The 16,467-nt window shown below is 65.6% G+C and carries 14 protein-coding genes; 3 read left to right on the top strand and 11 right to left on the bottom strand.

All coding sequences use genetic code 11. The features are described 5' to 3' along the window. Positions 1-13: 13 nt before the first annotated feature. A complete protein-coding gene (locus tag HUK68_RS07365) occupies positions 14-1,018 on the top strand; it encodes a Bug family tripartite tricarboxylate transporter substrate binding protein (protein ID WP_175503606.1) in 1,005 nt (334 codons plus the stop codon). A 134-nt stretch (positions 1,019-1,152) separates the two neighbouring features. On the opposite strand, the gene epsC is transcribed toward HUK68_RS07365, so the two are convergent. The 4 genes from epsC to guaB all read right to left on the bottom strand — a co-directional run bounded on the left by epsC (position 1,153) and on the right by guaB (position 6,738). Beyond that, positions 1,153-2,064 (bottom strand): serine O-acetyltransferase EpsC, encoded by a 912-nt coding sequence (epsC, locus tag HUK68_RS07360; RefSeq protein WP_175503605.1) that lies wholly within the window; start codon positions 2,062-2,064, stop codon positions 1,153-1,155. A gap of 197 nt (positions 2,065-2,261) precedes the next feature. Beyond that, a complete protein-coding gene (locus tag HUK68_RS07355; protein WP_175505765.1) occupies positions 2,262-3,548 on the bottom strand; it encodes a M16 family metallopeptidase in 1,287 nt (428 codons plus the stop codon). 11 nt (positions 3,549-3,559) lie between these two features. After that, entirely contained in the window at positions 3,560-5,176 is a 1,617-nt protein-coding gene (gene guaA, locus HUK68_RS07350; protein WP_175503604.1) for a glutamine-hydrolyzing GMP synthase, read from the bottom strand. An 86-nt stretch (positions 5,177-5,262) separates the two neighbouring features. Next, a complete protein-coding gene (guaB, locus tag HUK68_RS07345; protein ID WP_175503603.1) occupies positions 5,263-6,738 on the bottom strand; it encodes an IMP dehydrogenase in 1,476 nt (491 codons plus the stop codon). A 145-nt stretch (positions 6,739-6,883) separates the two neighbouring features. Between guaB and HUK68_RS07340 the strand changes: the two genes are divergently transcribed. Further along, positions 6,884-7,561, top strand: coding sequence for a DUF4124 domain-containing protein (locus HUK68_RS07340; protein WP_175503602.1), 678 nt, complete (start codon positions 6,884-6,886; stop codon positions 7,559-7,561). Here the strand turns inward: HUK68_RS07340 and HUK68_RS07335 are convergent. Beyond that, positions 7,555-7,893, bottom strand: coding sequence for an RnfH family protein (locus tag HUK68_RS07335; protein WP_175503601.1), 339 nt, complete (start codon positions 7,891-7,893; stop codon positions 7,555-7,557). The genes HUK68_RS07340 and HUK68_RS07335 overlap by 7 nt on opposite strands. Next, the gene (locus HUK68_RS07330) at positions 7,886-8,326 is read right to left on the bottom strand and encodes a type II toxin-antitoxin system RatA family toxin (protein ID WP_175503600.1); all 441 of its coding nucleotides are present in this window, start codon (positions 8,324-8,326) and stop codon (positions 7,886-7,888) included. The genes HUK68_RS07335 and HUK68_RS07330 overlap by 8 nt, the downstream gene beginning before the upstream one ends. Before the next feature lie 141 nt (positions 8,327-8,467). On the opposite strand from HUK68_RS07330, the gene smpB reads away from it, so the two are divergent. Then, positions 8,468-8,941 (top strand): SsrA-binding protein SmpB, encoded by a 474-nt coding sequence (gene smpB, locus HUK68_RS07325; protein WP_175503599.1) that lies wholly within the window; start codon positions 8,468-8,470, stop codon positions 8,939-8,941. Between the two features lie 228 nt (positions 8,942-9,169). Here smpB and HUK68_RS07320 read toward each other — a convergent pair whose 3' ends face one another. From HUK68_RS07320 to infB, 5 genes are all read right to left on the bottom strand, one after another. Then, positions 9,170-10,264 (bottom strand): enoyl-CoA hydratase/isomerase family protein, encoded by a 1,095-nt coding sequence (locus HUK68_RS07320; RefSeq protein WP_175503598.1) that lies wholly within the window; start codon positions 10,262-10,264, stop codon positions 9,170-9,172. A gap of 141 nt (positions 10,265-10,405) precedes the next feature. Beyond that, a complete protein-coding gene (gene typA, locus HUK68_RS07315) occupies positions 10,406-12,226 on the bottom strand; it encodes a translational GTPase TypA (RefSeq protein WP_175503597.1) in 1,821 nt (606 codons plus the stop codon). After that, entirely contained in the window at positions 12,223-13,215 is a 993-nt protein-coding gene (gene truB, locus HUK68_RS07310) for a tRNA pseudouridine(55) synthase TruB (protein ID WP_175503596.1), read from the bottom strand. The genes typA and truB overlap by 4 nt, the downstream gene beginning before the upstream one ends. A gap of 2 nt (positions 13,216-13,217) precedes the next feature. Beyond that, positions 13,218-13,589, bottom strand: a complete 372-nt coding sequence (rbfA, locus tag HUK68_RS07305; RefSeq protein ID WP_175503595.1) for a 30S ribosome-binding factor RbfA — start codon at positions 13,587-13,589, stop codon at positions 13,218-13,220. Positions 13,590-13,592: 3 nt separating this feature from the next. After that, on the bottom strand, positions 13,593-16,457 hold the full coding sequence (gene infB, locus HUK68_RS07300; protein ID WP_175503594.1) for a translation initiation factor IF-2: 2,865 nt from the start codon (positions 16,455-16,457) through the stop codon (positions 13,593-13,595). Positions 16,458-16,467: the final 10 nt, after the last annotated feature.

Genomic DNA, 16,467 nt, shown 5'->3' with positions numbered 1-16,467 from the left:
CCGGAGACAAGTCATGACCAAGCCACAAGCTTCCCTCAATCGCCGCCACCTGCTGGCCGCCGGCGCCGCTGGCGCGCTGAGCGCCCTGCCGGGCATCAGCTTCGCCGCCGACCCCGCCTGGCCCAACAAGCTGGTGAAGATCGTCGTGGCCTTCCCGCCGGGCGGCCCCACCGACACCGCCGCGCGCATCGTCGCGCAAAAGCTCAGCGAGCGCCTGGGCCAGACCATGATCGTCGAGAACCGTCCCGGCGCGTCGGGCTCGATCGGCACGGCCGCGTTCATCAAGTCGCCCGCCGATGGCTACAACCTGTCGATGTTCGGCATGCCGGCGCTGCTGGCTCCGCTGCTGTTCAACAACAACGCCTACGACGTGCGCAAGGACTTCATGCCCGTGGCCACGGTCTATGACCTGCCGATGGCCATCGTGATCAACCCGCGCGTGCTGCCCGACGTCACCAACCTGCAGCAGCTGATCGCGCACGCCAAGGCCGCCGAAACGCCGCTGAACTACACCAGCTCGGGCACCGGCAGCTTCGGCCACCTGTCGATGGAACAGCTCAAGGATCTGGGCGGCTTCCAGATGCAGCACATCCCCTACCGCGGCAGCGCACCGGCCGTGACCGACCTGATCGGCGGCCAGATCCCCGTGATGTTTGCCGATGTGGTTGCCGCCCTGCCCCACATCCAGGCCGGCAAGCTGCGCGCCATCGCCGGCAGCTCGAACAAGGCCAAGCTGCTGCTGCCGGGCATCAAGTCCGTGGCCGAGCAAGGCTTCGCCGGCTTCGATGCCGACACCTGGGGCGGCCTGATTGCGCCGCTGGGCACGCCGCGCGCCATCATCGACCGCCTCAATGCCGAGCTGAAGGTCATCCTGGCCGATGCCGAACTGCAGAAGAAGCTGATCGGCGCTGGCGCCGTGGCCAGCTACCAGGACTCCGAAACCATGCGCAAGCGCCTGGCCGCGGATTACACGCGCTGGAGCAAGATCGCCAAGGACAAGAACATCTCGGCACTGTAAGGCGCTGCTCCCTGCAGACGCAGGGTGTGCCAACGACAAAGCCCCGGCAAGTTCAGCGCTTGCCGGGGCTTTTTTCACACCATGCGGCGCCTTGCTGGTGTGCGCGAGCCCCGCCCTCTGTAGCTATCCGCGCGTCACGGCGCCGGCCGCGGCGCCTTCTGCAAACTCGCCTGCGTCACGCTGGCGCCCGGCGCCACGTCTTCCGTGATCCAGACATTGCCGCCAATGGTCGCCCCCTTGCCCAGGGTCACGCGGCCGAGGATGGTGGCGCCCGCATAGATCACCACATCGTCCTCCACCACCGGATGGCGCGCCAGGCCCTTTTTCAGCTGCCCGTCGCTGCCGGTGGGAAAGCGCTTGGCGCCCAGCGTCACGGCCTGGTAGACGCGCACATGCCGGCCGATCACCGCCGTCTCGCCGATCACCACGCCCGTGCCATGGTCGATGAAGAAGCTCGCGCCAATGCGCGCGCCCGGATGGATGTCGATGCCGGTCTGCGCATGCGCCAGCTCGGCGACGATGCGCGCCAGCAAGGGCAACCCCAGTTGGTAGAGTTCATGCGCGAGCCGGTGGTGGATCATGGCCAGCACGCCCGGATAGCACAGCAGCACTTCATCGACGCTGCGCGCGGCCGGGTCGCCCTGGTAGGCGGCGAGCACGTCGGAGTCGAGCAAGCGGCGCAACCCGGGCAGCGCGGCCGTGAACCGGCGCACGGCATCCGTGGCCTGCGCCTCGATCTCGGCGGCGGGCAGCGGCGCATGGCGCGCGTTGTAGTGCAGCTCCAGCCGGGCCTGGCCCAGCAGTTCCTGCAGCGCAGCGTCCAGCGTGTGGCCGACATAGAAATCCTCGCTCTCATGGCGCAGGTCGGTCGGCCCCAGGCGCATGGGGAACAGCGCCCCCTTGAGTCCTTCGACGATGCGCACCAAGGCGTCGCGCGACGGAAACTCGCGGCCGCCCGGATCACGCGAGCGCTTTTGCTGGTCGCGCCATTCCTCGCGCACGCTGCGCAGCGCACGCACGATCTCGCCCACTTCGAAATTCGCCATCTGGCTTCCTTGTTGTTCTTGCGGCACCCGGCCTGGAGCCGGCGGGGACTGCACGAGGGTGCACGGTCTGCCGCCCATCGCCACGATGGCCCCACCACAATGTAGGAGCGCCGCAGGAAAAGTCCAACGATTTAAATTTCCAGCCCAGATGACAAATCTATCTGAAAGCACCTGTGCGCGCAGAGCGACGCAAGCGCTCAGCCGGCCAGACTGGCCACGAGCTGGCGTGCCGCCTTGGCCGTGGCCCCCTTGCCGGTGATGGCCAAGGCGGGCGGGTGGGCCAGCATGTGCTCGAAGACCTGGCGCACTTCGTCGGCTTCGATGCCGTCGATCAGCGCCAGCGCCTGCGACATGGGCGTCACGCTGCCGACGGCAAACAGCTCCTCGACCGCCTGCTCCATCGTCGCATAGGGCCGCTCTGCCGCGCGCACCCGCGCCACCGTCAGCTGGTTCTTCGCGCGCTCCAGATGCACGGGATCGATGGCCGCGGCCTGGGCGCGCAGCAGCCGTCCAGTCGCCGCGAACAGTGCCTCGAGCTTGTCCGGCGTGGTGACCGCATGCACGATGAAATTGGCCCAGACATCGCCGCTTTCGGTGGCCGCATAGGCGGTGTAGGCCAGGCCCATCTGCTCGCGCACGGTGTCGACCAGCGGCGACGACATCCCCTCGCCGAATACATAGGCCGCCAGCGCGGCCGTGAGGCGCCAGCGCGGTCCCGCCCGGTCTTCGGCAGCCGCCGGATACAAGGGATAGGCAAGGTTCACGAACACCTGTGAAACCTGGGGAAAACGCCGCGCCAGCGCCTGGCCGACATACCTGGCAGGCTCCGGTTTCTGCGGCACCGGCAGGTCGTCGGAAGCCCGCATGCCCGAAAACAGCTCGGCCGCCAGCGCCATCCAGGCGTCGACGTCGAAGTTGCCGGCCGCCACCACCAGGGTTTTGTGCGCGACATAGTGCCGCTGCACATGGCGCACCAGGTCCTGCCGCGTGAATCCTTCGATGTTGGCGACGGTGCCGATCACCGGCATGCCCATAGGGTCGTTGCCCCAGAGGGCGCGGTCGAGCACATCGTTGGCGCTGTCTTCCGGATCCTCGTCGTATTCGATCGCCTCCTGGCGGATCACCTCCAGCTCGCGCTGCAGCTCGGCCTCGGGAAAGGTGCTGTTGAGCACGATGTCGGCCGTCATGCGCAGCAGCGCCGGCGCATGGCGGCCGAGGCCGGTCATGAAGTAACCCGTGGTGTCCTTGCCGGTGAAGGCATTGACTTCCGCGCCCAGGCGCTCGGCATCGAGGTTGATGGCCTGCACCGAACGCGTGGCCGTGCCCTTGAACGCCATGTGCTCGAGCACGTGGCTGATGCCGTTGGTGTCGGGCGTCTCGTCACGCGAGCCCACGCGCAGGAACACGCCCACGCTGGCACTGTGCACGTGGGGCATGGGCAGGGCCAGCAGGCGCACCCCGTTGGGGAGCGTGCGCTGGACCATGGTCGTCGGACTCACTCCCACTCGATCGTCGCTGGCGGCTTGGTCGAGACGTCGTAGGTCACGCGGTTGATGCCGCGGACTTCATTGATGATGCGGCCGGAGACCTTCTTCAGCAGCGAGTACGGCAGCTCGGCCCAGTCGGCCGTCATGAAGTCGCTGGTCTGCACGGCGCGCAACGCCACGACATAGTCGTAGGTGCGGCCGTCGCCCATCACGCCCACGCTCTTGACCGGCAGGAACACGGTGAACGCCTGGCTGGTCAGCTCGTACCAGGTCTTGCCCGTGGCCGGATCGACGGCGTTGTAGAGCTCCTCGATGAAGATCGCATCGGCGCGGCGCAGCAGGTCCGCATATTCCTTCCTGACTTCACCCAGGATGCGCACGCCCAGGCCCGGGCCGGGGAACGGGTGGCGGTAGACCATGTTGCGCGGCAGGCCCAGCGCCACGCCGAGTTCGCGGACTTCGTCCTTGAAAAGGTCGCGCAGGGGTTCGAGCAGCTTCAGGCCCAGTTGTTCGGGCAGGCCGCCGACATTGTGGTGGCTCTTGATGGTCACGGCCTTCTTGCTCTTGGCGCCGCCCGACTCGATGACGTCGGGATAGATCGTGCCCTGGGCCAGGAAGGTCGCGCCCTTGCTGCCGGCGTTCGCGGCCTTGAGCTTGCCGGCTTCGGCCTTGAAGACGTCGACGAACAGGCGGCCGATGATCTTGCGCTTTTGCTCGGGGTCGGCCACGCCGGCGAGTTCGCCCAGGAACAGGTCGGCGGCATCGACGCGCAACACCTTGGCGTGCAGCTTGCCCTCGAACATCTCCATGACCATGTCGCCTTCGTTCAGGCGCAGCAGGCCGTGGTCGACGAACACGCAGGTCAGCTGGTCACCGATCGCGCGGTGGATCAACGCAGCAGCCACGGACGAGTCGACGCCGCCCGACAGGCCCAGGATGACCTCCTCGTCACCGACCTGTTCGCGGATCTTCGCGACCGCTTCCTCGATGTAGTCGCCCATGATCCAGTCCGGTGCCGCGCCGCAGATGTCACGCACGAAGCGGTTGAGCATCGCCTGGCCCTGCACGGTGTGCGTGACTTCGGGATGGAACTGCACGGCGTAGTAGCGGCGCGTTTCGTCGGCCATGCCGGCGATGGGACACGACGGCGTGGAGCACATGACCTTGAAGCCTTCGGGCAGCTGGGTCACCTTGTCGCCGTGGCTCATCCAGACCTTGAGCATGCCGTGGCCTTCGGCCGTGGCGAAGTCCTCGATGCCCTTGAGCAGTTCGGTCTGGCCATGCGCGCGCACTTCGGCATAGCCGAATTCGCGGTTGTTCGAGCCTTCGACCTTGCCGCCGAGCTGAGTGGCCATGGTCTGCATGCCATAGCAGATGCCCAGCACCGGCAGGCCCAGCTCGAACACGGCGTCGGGCGCGCGGTCGTCGACCTCATAGACGCTGGCGTGGCTGCCCGAAAGAATCACCCCCTTGAGCTTGCCGTCGGCGGCAAACTCGCGCACCCACTCGCTGCTCACGTCGCAGGGATGGACTTCGCAGTAGACATGGGCTTCGCGCACGCGGCGCGCGATCAGCTGGGTGACTTGGGAGCCGAAGTCGAGGATGAGGATCTTGTCGTGTTGCATGGTCTGGAAAATGGCAAGGCCCGATCCTCCTGCCGGGGCAGAGAATCGGGCCGTTGAATGGCGATCAACCGATTTTAAAGCGGCTCTTAATCCGCGCGGTAGTTCGGTGCTTCCTTGGTGATCTGCACGTCGTGGACGTGGCTCTCGCGGATGCCGGCCGTCGTGATCTCGACGAACTCGGCCTTGTTGTTCATCTCTTCGATGCTGGCGCAGCCGCAGTAGCCCATGGCCGCGCGCACGCCGCCGGCCATCTGGTAGACGATGGAGACCATCGAGCCCTTGTAGGGCACGCGGCCTTCGATGCCTTCGGGCACGAGCTTGTCGGCGGTGGGGTTGCCGGTCGTCGATTCCTGGAAGTAGCGGTCGGCCGAGCCTTGCTGCATCGCGCCGATCGAGCCCATGCCGCGGTAGCTCTTGTACGAGCGGCCCTGGTACAGGATGACTTCGCCCGGCGCTTCCTCGGTGCCCGCAAACATGCCGCCCATCATGATGGTCGACGCGCCCGCAGCCAGCGCCTTGGCGATGTCGCCCGAGAAGCGCACGCCCCCGTCGGCAATCAGCGGCACGCCCGTGCCCTGCAGCGCCGTGGCCACGCTGTCGATGGCCATGATCTGGGGCACGCCCACGCCGGCGACGATGCGCGTCGTGCAGATCGAGCCCGGGCCGATACCGACCTTGACCGCATCGGCACCGGCTTCGACCAGCGCCAGCGCGGCCGCGCCGGTAGCAATGTTGCCGCCGACGACGTCGACCTGCGGGTAGTTCTGCTTGACCCAGCGCACGCGCTCGATCACGCCCTGGCTGTGGCCGTGGGCGGTGTCGACGATGATCGCGTCGACGCCGGCCTTGACCAGCAGTTCCACGCGCTCTTCGGTGCCCGCACCCACGCCCACGGCAGCGCCCACGCGAAGCCGGCCGGCGCCATCGCGCGCGGCGTTCGGGAAGGTGGTCTGCTTGTTGATGTCCTTGACGGTGATCAGGCCCTTGAGCTCGAAGTCATCGTTCACGACCAGGATGCGCTCGAGCTTGTGCTTGTTGAGCAGCGCCTTGGCTTCGGCGGGCGTGGTGCCGGCCTTCTCGTTGACGGTGATGAGCTTCTCGCGGCGCGTCATGATCTCGCTGACCTTGACGTCGTAGCGCGTCTCGAAGCGCACGTCGCGGCTGGTGACGATGCCGACGACCTTGCCGCCATCGCAGACCGGGAAACCGGAGATGCCGAGGTTTTCCGACAGCTGCAGCACTTGCAGCACGGTGTGCTCGGGGGTGATGACCACGGGGTCGATCACGACGCCGGATTCATGGCGCTTGACCTTGGCCACTTCGGCGGCCTGCTCCTGGGCCGTCATGTTCTTGTGGATGATGCCAATGCCACCCTCTTGCGCAATGGCGATCGCCAGGCGCGCTTCCGTCACGGTATCCATCGCAGCGGACACCAGCGGAATGTTCAGGGAAATATTGCGCGAGAAACGGGTCGCGAGGGACGTATCCTTGGGCAGGATTTGGGAGTAAGCGGGAACCAGCAACACATCGTCGAAGGTCAGTGCTTTTCCAAGAAGGCGCATGTGAAAGCTCCAAAAAAACGATTGTACCCGTGCCAGCTATTCTTAGAGGGCGCACCCGGTTTTTGCCGCCTGTCTTGGCAGGCCCGGCGCGAAGTGCGAAGATTCCGCGCTGACGCCTGCTCCTCCACTTTTCCCGACCGCCGCCATGAAGCTTTCCACGCTTGTCCTGTTCTGCGCCAGCAGCCTCGTATCTGCGAGCGCCCTGGCGCAGTGGCAATGGCTCGACGCGCAGGGGCGCAAGGTCTATAGCGACCTGCCGCCCTCGAACCAGGTGCCGGCCGACCGCATCCTGCAGCGGCCTGGTACTGCACGCAATCCCGTGACCGCAGCACCCTCGTCCCCTTCCCAGCCGGCGCAGCAGCCGGACGGCCGCGGTGTCGACCGCGACCTGCAGGCGCGCAAGGCAGCCGAAGAGGCCGAGCAGGCGCGGCGCGAACAGGCCCAGGCCCATGAACAGGACAAGCGCCAGGCCCTGCTGCGCCAGGACAACTGCGCGCGCGCCCGTGCGGCGCTGGCCGCGCTGGCCGACGGTCAATTGGTGGCGCATACCAATGCGCTGGGTGAGCGCGTCTACATGGACGACCAAAGGCGCGCGCAGGAGCGCCAGCGCGCCCAGGGCATGGTGGCCAGCGACTGCGGCCCGGCGCCGGCCACGCAGCCAGCCACTGCGCAGCCTGCGCCGGCCCAGCCCGCGGCCCTGCAGCCTAGCGCCGTGAATCCACCTGCGGCATCGCGGCGCGACCCCACCCCGCCCGGCGCGTCAGGCGCCGGCCTGCCGCGGCCCGGACGTCCCGACGAACCGGCCGTGCCGACGGTTCAGTAACCGGCCTTGCCGCCGGGGCGCTGGCGCGAGAACAGGCCAGCGCCACGCGCGCCCTGGCGCGCAAAGCGCTCGCGCCGCGCGACCTTGGGATCGACCAGCAGTGGCCGGTACAGCTCGACGCGGTCCCCGTCCTCAAGCAGCTGGTCGTGCTCGGCGCGCCGCCCCCAGATGCCGGTGGCGCAGGCGCTGTCCTCCAGATGCACGGCGCGCAGCGCATCGCGCAGGCGCGCGCTGGGCGGCAGGCGCAAAGACCATTCCTGTACCTGCCCGGCCGCGGCCGAAAACACCACCTCCACGCGCAGCGGCGCGGCGGCGGCCGCTGCTTCAGCCATAGACCTGTTCCGCGCGCTTGATGAAGGCGTCGACCATCGAGGACGCAATGCGGTCGAACACCGGGCCGACCAACGCCGCCAGCGCGATATTGTCGAAGCCGTAGCTCAGGCGCAGTTCAACCTTGCAGGCGCGCTGCGAGCCATCGCCCACGGGATGGAAGAACCAGTCGCCCTCGAGGTGCGAGAACGGCCCTTTGACCAGGCGGATGGTCACGCGCCGGCCTGCTTCGTGGGTATTGCGCGTCACGAACGATTTGCGCAGCCCGCCCATGGCCATGCCCACTTCGGCCGTCATGCCCTGCTCGTCCTGCTCCAGGATGCGCGCATGGTCGCACCAGGGCAGAAAGTCGGCGTAATGGTCCACATCCGTCACCAGTGCATACATTTCTTCGGGGCTGTACCAGATGAGGACGGATTTGTTGACTGTTTTCATGAAAAAAGGGCCGGAGTAGGGCCGCTGGAAAGGCTATCGCAGCAGCCGGGGCCGATGGAAACTAGAATCTCTGCAGCGAGACGACAAACTACATTGTAGGGAGACCTTTTATCTCCTGGATTGCGCCGCACTTATTCATACATGGCCAAAAAAACCGATTCCCCGTCCCGCATTGCCGACAACAAGAAAGCGGCCTACAACTATTTCTTCGAGGAGCGCCACGAAGCCGGCATGGTGCTGCACGGCTGGGAAGTCAAGGCGCTGCGCGAAGGCAAGGTGCAGCTGACCGACGGCTACGTTGTCATCAAGGATGGCGAGCTGTTCCTGATCGGCTGCCAGATCAACCCGCTGCGCACCGCCTCGACGCACGTGAGCCCCGATGCCGCGCGCACAAAGAAGCTGCTGCTGCACAAGGAAGAGATCAAGCGGCTGATCGGCAAGGTCGAGCAAAAGGGCTATACCCTGGTGCCGCTGAACCTGCACTGGAAGAATGGCCTGGTCAAGGCCGAGATCGCGCTGGCCAAGGGCAAGGGCGAGCACGACAAGCGCGACACCATCAAGGACCGCGAAGGCAAGCGCGAGGTCGAACGCGCGATGAAGAGCCGCAACCGCTGAGGAGGCAAATTGCGGGAAGTCAGGGCGTGCGCCGAAACCGTTCGTGGTGAGCTTCCCTGGGCGGGCGCGTCGCACCATGAACGGCCCGTCCTCATGCTTTGAGCGCAGGCCGTTCACCCTTCGACGCGGCCGGCGAAGCAGGCTCAGGGCGAACGGAGATTTTGAAGCCCACTGTTTCTTTTGAATGCCTGGCGAGAACCAGTCTCGTTTTTCCTTTTCACGGCCGCATCAGTCCGCCAGACCCGCCAGCGGGTGCGCATACGCCGGCCAGGGGCTCGCAAAGAACGCCTGCCAGTCGGCATCCTGCACGTCCTCGATGCGGGCCGGATTCCAGCGCGGCGCATGGTCCTTGTCCACGGCCAGCGCGCGGATGCCCTCCACCGTCTCGCTCTGGCCCGGGCGCAGATAGAAGCAGTGGCGCACCATGTCGCGCTCCATGCGCAGGTCGTCGGACAGACCCATCGCACGCGCGCGGCGCATCTGTTCCAGCACCACATGCAGCATCAGCGGCGAGCGCTTGCGCAGCGTGGCCACGGTTGCCAGTGCCCAGTTGCTGCCCTCGGCCTCGAGCGCGGCGACGATCGCCGCGACGGTGGGCAACGCAAAGATGCGGTCGATCGCGGTCTGATGCACCGAGAGATGGGTCTCGGCCGTGCCCAGCTGGGCGTCGATCCACTGCTGGACCGCGGCGCCGTCTGTGAACGCTTGCGTTGCCAACCCTTCCCAGATCTCGGCCAACCGGCCTGAAGGCACGAAGCCGTCGGCCAGATTCAGCGCAATGGCGTCGCCCGCGCCAATGGTGTCGCCCGTCAGGGCCAGCCATTCGCCGGCGCGGCCCGGGCAGCGGCTGAGAAAGTAGCCGCCGCCGACATCGGGGAACAGGCCGATCGCGGTTTCCGGCATGGCCATCTTGGTGCGCTCGGTCACGATGCGCGCGCTCGCGCCCTGGCTGATGCCCATGCCGCCGCCCATCACGATGCCGTCCATGAACGCGATATAGGGCTTGGGATAGTGGTGGATCAGGTGGTTGAGCGCGTACTCCTCGGTGAAGAAGTCCTCGAGCTGCGGGTTGCCCGTACTGCCGGCCTGGTGCAGGAAGCGGATGTCGCCACCGGCGCACAGCGCGCCGAACACGCCTTCCTTGTTGCTGCCGCGCAGCGCCACGGCCAGCACCTGCGGGTCGTCCCGCCACGTCAGCAACGCGGCCATCAGCTCGCGCACCATCTCCAGCGACAGTGCATTGAGCGCGCGCGCGCGGTTCAAGGTGATGCAGCCGATACGGCCGCGCACTTCGGTCAGGACCAGTGCATTTGTCTCCGTCATCTTGTGTTCCTCTAGCAGTGATCGAGCGCAGCCCCATGGCTGCGCGCCAAGCTTAAACCTTAACCGAGGCCGCACCCTTCACCCTGTCGCAGACGCAAAAAAAGCCGCACACGGCGGCTTTTTTTGTGAACGCGAAGCGTATCAACGCGAGGCACGCTTGCGATCGCTTTCCTTGAGGTGGCGCTTGCGCACGCGAATGCTCTTGGGCGTGATCTCGACCAGTTCGTCTTCCTCGATGAACTCGACGCCGTATTCCAGCGACAGGTCGATCGGGGGGGTGATCTTGATCGCGTCTTCCTTGCCCGAGACACGGAAGTTGGTCAGCTGCTTGGTGCGCGTGGCGTTGACCACCAGGTCGTTGTCACGGCTGTGGATACCGATGATCATGCCTTCGTACACCGGATCGTTGGCCTTGACGAACATGCGGCCGCGGTCGTCGAGCTTGCCCAGGGCGTAGGTGAAGATTTCACCGTCGTCCATGGAGATCAGCACGCCGTTCTTGCGGCCGCCGATGTCGCCCTTGTGCGGTTCGTAGCTGTCGAAGATGTTCGAGATCAGGCCAGAACCACGGGTCAGGTTCAGGAATTCGTTGGTGAAGCCGATAAGGCCACGCGCCGGAATGCGGTACTCAAGGCGCACGCGGCCACGGCCGTCGGACTCCATGTTGACCAGTTCGCCCTTGCGCTCGCCCAAGGCCTGCATCACGCCGCCCTGGCTGGTTTCCTCGACGTCAGCCGTGACCAGCTCGATAGGCTCGTGCTTCTCACCGTTGATTTCGCGGAACACGACGCGCGGCTTGGACACTGCGAGTTCATAGCCTTCGCGGCGCATTTCTTCCAGCAGAATCGTCAGGTGCAGTTCGCCGCGGCCGGACACTTCGAAAATGCCGTCTTCGTCGGTTTCCTTGACGCGCAGGGCCACGTTCGAACGCAGTTCCTTTTGCAGGCGGTCCCAGATCTGGCGGCTCGTCACGAACTTGCCTTCACGGCCGGCCAGAGGCGAGTTGTTCACGCAGAAGTTCATGGTCAAGGTCGGTTCATCGATCTTGAGCATGGGCAGGGGCTGCGGATTCAGCGGATCGGTGATGGTTTCACCGATGCCCAGGTTCTCGATACCGTTGACCAGCACGATGTCGCTGGGGCCGGCTTCGTTGACCTGCACGCGGTCGATACCCTGGAACTTGTGGATCTGGTTGATCTTGCCCTTGTAGGGCTTGCCTTCGGGACCGGCCATGATCTGGACTTCCTGGCCCATCTTGATCGTGCCCTGGGTGATGCGGCCCACGCCGATACGGCCGACGAAGGTCGAGTAGTCGAGCGCCGACACCTGCATTTGCAGCGGGGCCGTCGCGTCGCCCTGCACCGAAGGCACATGGCTCAGGATGGTGTTGAACAGGGCGGACATGTCCTGGCCCCACTGCTCCCCGGGAGCGCCTTCTTCGGTCGACGACCAGCCGTTGATGCCCGAGGCGTAGACCACGGGGAAATCGAGCTGCTCATCGGTCGCGCCGAGCTTGTCGAACAGGTCGAAAGCGGCGTTGACCACGTAGTCGGGACGCGCACCGGGCTTGTCCACCTTGTTGACCACGACGATGGGCTTGAGACCCAGGGCCAGCGCCTTCTTGGTCACGAAGCGCGTCTGGGGCATGGGGCCTTCCTGCGCGTCGATCAGCAGCACCACGCCGTCGACCATGGACAGCGCGCGCTCGACTTCACCGCCGAAGTCCGCGTGACCGGGCGTGTCGAGGATGTTGATGTGGGTGCCTTCCCAGCTCACGGCGCAGTTCTTCGCCAGGATGGTAATGCCGCGCTCGCGCTCGATGGCATTGTTGTCCATGACGGTGTCGACCACCTTCTCATGTTCGGCAAACGTGCCGGACTGGCGCAGCAGCTGGTCGACCATGGTGGTTTTGCCGTGGTCAACGTGCGCGATGATTGCGATGTTGCGGATTTGTGTACTCATAAAGTTTCCAAAATGCCGCGGTCTGTTGGGCGCGGCGTGCCTTCCAAAATTTGTTGAATTTCCAAGGGGCTCAGCAGGCGGTCGGGAATCAGTTCCCCGGCCCGCACATGGCCTACTCCCAATAAAGCGTGGGGTTGCGCACCGTAGACGGCCACGGCGTCGGCATCCGGCCAGTCGCCCGAGCGGCGCATGCCCGACAGAAAACGTCCGGCATCGTACTCGCTCAGCGTGACCGGCGTGTGTTCATGCAACAACAGTTGCGGCGGTTGTACCTGCAACAAGCGCTGTTCTTCGTCCATCGCTTCGAGCGCTTCGAGCGTGACGCAGCCATCCAGCCCCAGTCCACCGGTGTCGGTGCGGCGCAGGAAGCGCAGGTGCGCACCGCAGCCCAGGGCCTCACCGATATCCTCACCCAGGGTGCGGATATAAGTGCCTTTGCTGCAGGTCACGACCAGCTTCACGGCGGCAAAACCGTCCGCGTCCTCGCACAGGCTCACGGCCAGCGCGTGGATCGTGACCGCACGCGCGGGGCGCTCGATCTCTATGCCTTCGCGCGCATATTCGTAGAGCGCCTTGCCATCCTTTTTCAAGGCGCTGTGCATCGGCGGCACCTGCGAGATCGCGCCGGTGAACTGCGCGGCCACGGCCTGCAGCCGCCCGGGCGTGAACGCGGCGAGGTCCACGGGCCGCTCGCGCACCACCTCGCCCTCCGCATCGGCAGTGGTCGTGGTCGTGCCCAGTCGGGCAATGGCGACATAGGTCTTGGCGGCTTCAAGCTGCAGCTGGCTGAACTTGGTGGCGGCGCCAAAGCACAGCGGCAGAACGCCGCTGGCCAGTGGATCGAGGGTGCCGGTGTGTCCGGCTTTTTCCGCGCGCAACAACCACTTCACCTTCTGCAAAGCGTCATTGCTGGAAAACCCCAGCGGTTTGTCGAGCAGCAACACCCCATGCACAGGGCGGCGCTGCACCCTGGTGCGTGGCGCGTTCATGCTCAATCTTCTTTCGCGCGCGAAGAAACCGCCTTGGCGATCAAGGCGTTCATGTCGGACGCGCGCTCCGTCGTACGGTCGTAGACGAAGTGCAGCGTCGGCACGGTGTGGATATGCAGGCGCTTGAACAGGCCGTTGCGCAGAAAGCCCGCGGCCTGGTTCAGGCCTTCGAGCGCCTGGTCGGGATCTCCCGTGAGGACGCTGAAGAACACCTTGGCGTGGGCATAGTCGGGTGTGACCTCCACCCCTTGCAGGGTGATCATGCCCACGCGCGGGTCCTTCAGTTCCCGGGCGATCAGCTCCGACAGATCGCGCTGGATCTGGTCGGAGACCTTGAAGCTGCGATTCGGCGCAGCGCGTTTCTTGGCAGCCATCGATTACAGCGTCCGGGCGATTTCCTTGATCTCAAAGACTTCCAACAGATCACCTTCCTTGATGTCGTTGTAGTTCTTGAGCTTGATACCGCACTCGAAGCCTTCCTTGACTTCCTTGACGTCGTCCTTGAGGCGCTTGATCGATTCGATCTCGCCGGTGTAGATGACGACGTTGTCGCGCAGCAGGCGGAAGCGAGCGTTGCGGGTGACATGGCCGGACAGGATGTACGAACCGGCAATCGTGCCGATCTTGGTCGCCACGAACACGGTGCGGATCTCGGCCATGCCGATGATCTCTTCCTTCTGCTCGGGTGCCAGCATGCCGGACATCGCCGCCTTGAGTTCGTCCACAGCGTCATAAATGATGTTGTAGTAACGGATCTCGACGTCGTTGTTCTCGGCCGTCTTGCGGGCGTTGGCATCCGCGCGGACATTGAAGCCGATCACGATGGCCTTCGAAGCGATGGCCAGGTTGATGTCGGACTCGCTGATACCGCCCACGCCGGCGTACACCAGCTGCACGCGCACTTCGTCGGTCGACAGCTTGAGCAGCGACTGGCTGAGCGCTTCCTGCGAACCCTGCACGTCGGCCTTGACGATGATGGGCAGCGTCTGCACTTCGCCCGCCGACATTTCGGCAAACACGTTCTCCAGCTTGGCAGCCTGCTGCTTGGCCAGCTTGGTGTTGCGGAACTTGCCGGCGCGGTAGGTGGCGATTTCACGGGCGCGGCGTTCGTCGCCCAGCACCATGAATTCGTCGCCCGCGAGAGGCACGTCCGACAGGCCCTGGATTTCAACCGGGATCGAAGGACCGGCGGACTTGGTGGCCTTGCCGTTCTCGTCGACCATGGCACGCACGCGGCCATAGGTCTGGCCTGCCAGCACCACATCGCCGACCTTGAGCGTGCCGGACTGCACCAGCACGGTCGCCACGGGACCACGGCCCTTGTCGAGCTGGGCTTCGATGACCAGGCCCTTGGCGGCGGCATCGACCGGCGCCTTGAGTTCCAGCACTTCGGCCTGCAGCAGCACCTGCTCGAGCAGGTCGTCGATGCCCATGCCGGTCTTGGAGGACACGGGCACGAAGGGCGACTCGCCGCCATACTCTTCGGGCACGACCTCTTCCACCACGAGCTCCTGCTTGACGCGCTCGGGGTTGGCATCGGGCTTGTCCGACTTGGTGATGGCCACGACGATGGGAACACCCGCCGCCTTGGCGTGCTTGATGGCTTCCTTGGTCTGGGGCATGACGCCGTCGTCGGCCGCCACCACCAGGATGACGATGTCGGTGGCCTGCGCACCGCGGGCACGCATGGCCGTGAAGGCCTCGTGGCCCGGGGTATCGAGGAACGACACCATGCCGCGCTCGGTCTTCACATGGTAGGCACCGATGTGCTGGGTGATGCCGCCGGCTTCACCGCTGGCCACCTTGGAGCGGCGGATGTAGTCCAGCAGCGAGGTCTTGCCGTGGTCGACGTGGCCCATGACGGTCACGACCGGCGCACGCGGCAGGGCTTCGGCGTCCTGCTGCGACACTTCCTCGATGGTGAACGCTTCGGGATCGTCCAGCGCCGCGACCTTGGCGGTGTGGCCCATTTCCTCGACCACGATCATGGCCGTATCCTGGTCCAGGGGCTGGTTGATGGTGACCATCTGGCCCATCTTCATCAGCACCTTGATCAGCTCGGAGGCCTTGACCGACATCTTGTGCGCGAGCTCGGAAACCGTGATGGTTTCAGGCACGTGCACTTCGATCGCGCGGAATTCCGCGGGCGCATGCTGCTGGTGGTCGTGGCGGTCGTTGCCGCCGCCACGGCGGCTGCCGCCGCGCGGGCCGCCGCGCCAGTTGCTGCCGCCGCGGCCGGGCGTGGCCGCGCTGTCGCCGCGGGTCTTGATTTCCTTCTTCTTGCCGTCGCCTGCCCAGCTGGAGGACAGCTTGGCGGACTTGACTTCCTTGCCCGCACCGGCGGCCGGCGCCGCGGCGGTGCCAGGGCGTGCCGAGGTCGAACCGGTGGCCGGCTTGTGCAGCGTGCCCTTCTTGGCGTCGCCCGCAGGCTTGGCCACGGCCGCCGGCTTGACCGGCTCTTCGGGCTTCTTGGCCACGAGCACGCGCTTGGGCGCAGCCATCATGGCGCGGATGGCTTCGGCTTCGGCCTGGGCCTTGCGGCGGCGCTCGTCGAGATCCTTGGCACGCGCGGCCTCTTCGGCAGCGCGGCTGCGCGACTCTTCCTCGGCCTTTTCCCGGGCAGCGGCCTGGGCGGCATTGCGTGCCGCGGCCTCTGCCTTGTATTCGCGCGAAGCTTCTGCCTTTTGCGCGTTGGCCTGGGCAATCTTCGCGGCTTCCTGGGCAGCATAGGCCGCAGCCCGCTCCTCGGCTTCGCGCTCGCGGCGTTCGCGCTCTTCGCGCTCACGGCGTTTTTCCACCAGTTCTTCCTCCTGCTGGCTGATCAGCTGCACCTGCTGGCGCGCGGCTTCCTCGCGGCGCGCCAGTTCGACGGATTCGCGCTCGGCTCCGGCCTGCTCCTGGCTGGCCTGTGCTTCGCTTTCCGAGGTGGCTTCGCCAGTCTCGTCACGCTTGATGAAGGTGCGCTTCTTGCGCACTTCCACTTGAATGGTGCGGGCCCGGCCAGTGGCGTCAGCCTGCTTGATTTCGCTCGTCGACTTTTTCGTCAATGTGATTTTCTTGCGGTCAGCTCCGCCTGTGCCATGGCTGGCCTGCAGGTGCGAGAGCAGTTTCTGTTTATCGGACTCTGTCAACGCGTCAGAAGCCGATGCCTTGGCAACGCCGGCGGAGCTCAGCTGTTGCAACAGGGTTTCGGGGGTTTTCTTGAGTTCGGCGGCAAACTCGGCAACGGTGTTACTCGACATATTTGGTTCG

The sequence above is a fragment of the Comamonas antarctica genome, from assembly GCF_013363755.1.
In the GTDB taxonomy this organism is placed as follows: Bacteria; Pseudomonadota; Gammaproteobacteria; order Burkholderiales; family Burkholderiaceae_C; genus Comamonas; species Comamonas antarctica.
This window is presented reverse-complemented; position numbering and strand designations above follow the sequence as displayed.

Bases quoted from the DNA above. Each gene is read 5' to 3' on its own strand.
- rbfA (WP_175503595.1), bottom strand. From the start codon at position 13,589: ATGGCTGCCAAGAAACGCGCTGCGCCGAATCGCAGCTTCAAGGTCTCC.
- infB (WP_175503594.1), bottom strand. From the start codon at position 16,457: ATGTCGAGTAACACCGTTGCCGAGTTTGCCGCCGAACTCAAGAAAACC.
- smpB (WP_175503599.1), top strand. From the start codon at position 8,468: ATGGCCAAAAAAACCGATTCCCCGTCCCGCATTGCCGACAACAAGAAA.
- HUK68_RS07340 (WP_175503602.1), top strand. From the start codon at position 6,884: ATGAAGCTTTCCACGCTTGTCCTGTTCTGCGCCAGCAGCCTCGTATCT.
- HUK68_RS07320 (WP_175503598.1), bottom strand. From the start codon at position 10,264: ATGACGGAGACAAATGCACTGGTCCTGACCGAAGTGCGCGGCCGTATC.
- guaA (WP_175503604.1), bottom strand. From the start codon at position 5,176: ATGCAACACGACAAGATCCTCATCCTCGACTTCGGCTCCCAAGTCACC.
- typA (WP_175503597.1), bottom strand. From the start codon at position 12,226: ATGAGTACACAAATCCGCAACATCGCAATCATCGCGCACGTTGACCAC.
- guaB (WP_175503603.1), bottom strand. From the start codon at position 6,738: ATGCGCCTTCTTGGAAAAGCACTGACCTTCGACGATGTGTTGCTGGTT.
- truB (WP_175503596.1), bottom strand. From the start codon at position 13,215: ATGAACGCGCCACGCACCAGGGTGCAGCGCCGCCCTGTGCATGGGGTG.
- epsC (WP_175503605.1), bottom strand. From the start codon at position 2,064: ATGGCGAATTTCGAAGTGGGCGAGATCGTGCGTGCGCTGCGCAGCGTG.
- HUK68_RS07355 (WP_175505765.1), bottom strand. From the start codon at position 3,548: ATGGTCCAGCGCACGCTCCCCAACGGGGTGCGCCTGCTGGCCCTGCCC.
- HUK68_RS07335 (WP_175503601.1), bottom strand. From the start codon at position 7,893: ATGGCTGAAGCAGCGGCCGCCGCCGCGCCGCTGCGCGTGGAGGTGGTG.
- HUK68_RS07365 (WP_175503606.1), top strand. From the start codon at position 14: ATGACCAAGCCACAAGCTTCCCTCAATCGCCGCCACCTGCTGGCCGCC.
- HUK68_RS07330 (WP_175503600.1), bottom strand. From the start codon at position 8,326: ATGAAAACAGTCAACAAATCCGTCCTCATCTGGTACAGCCCCGAAGAA.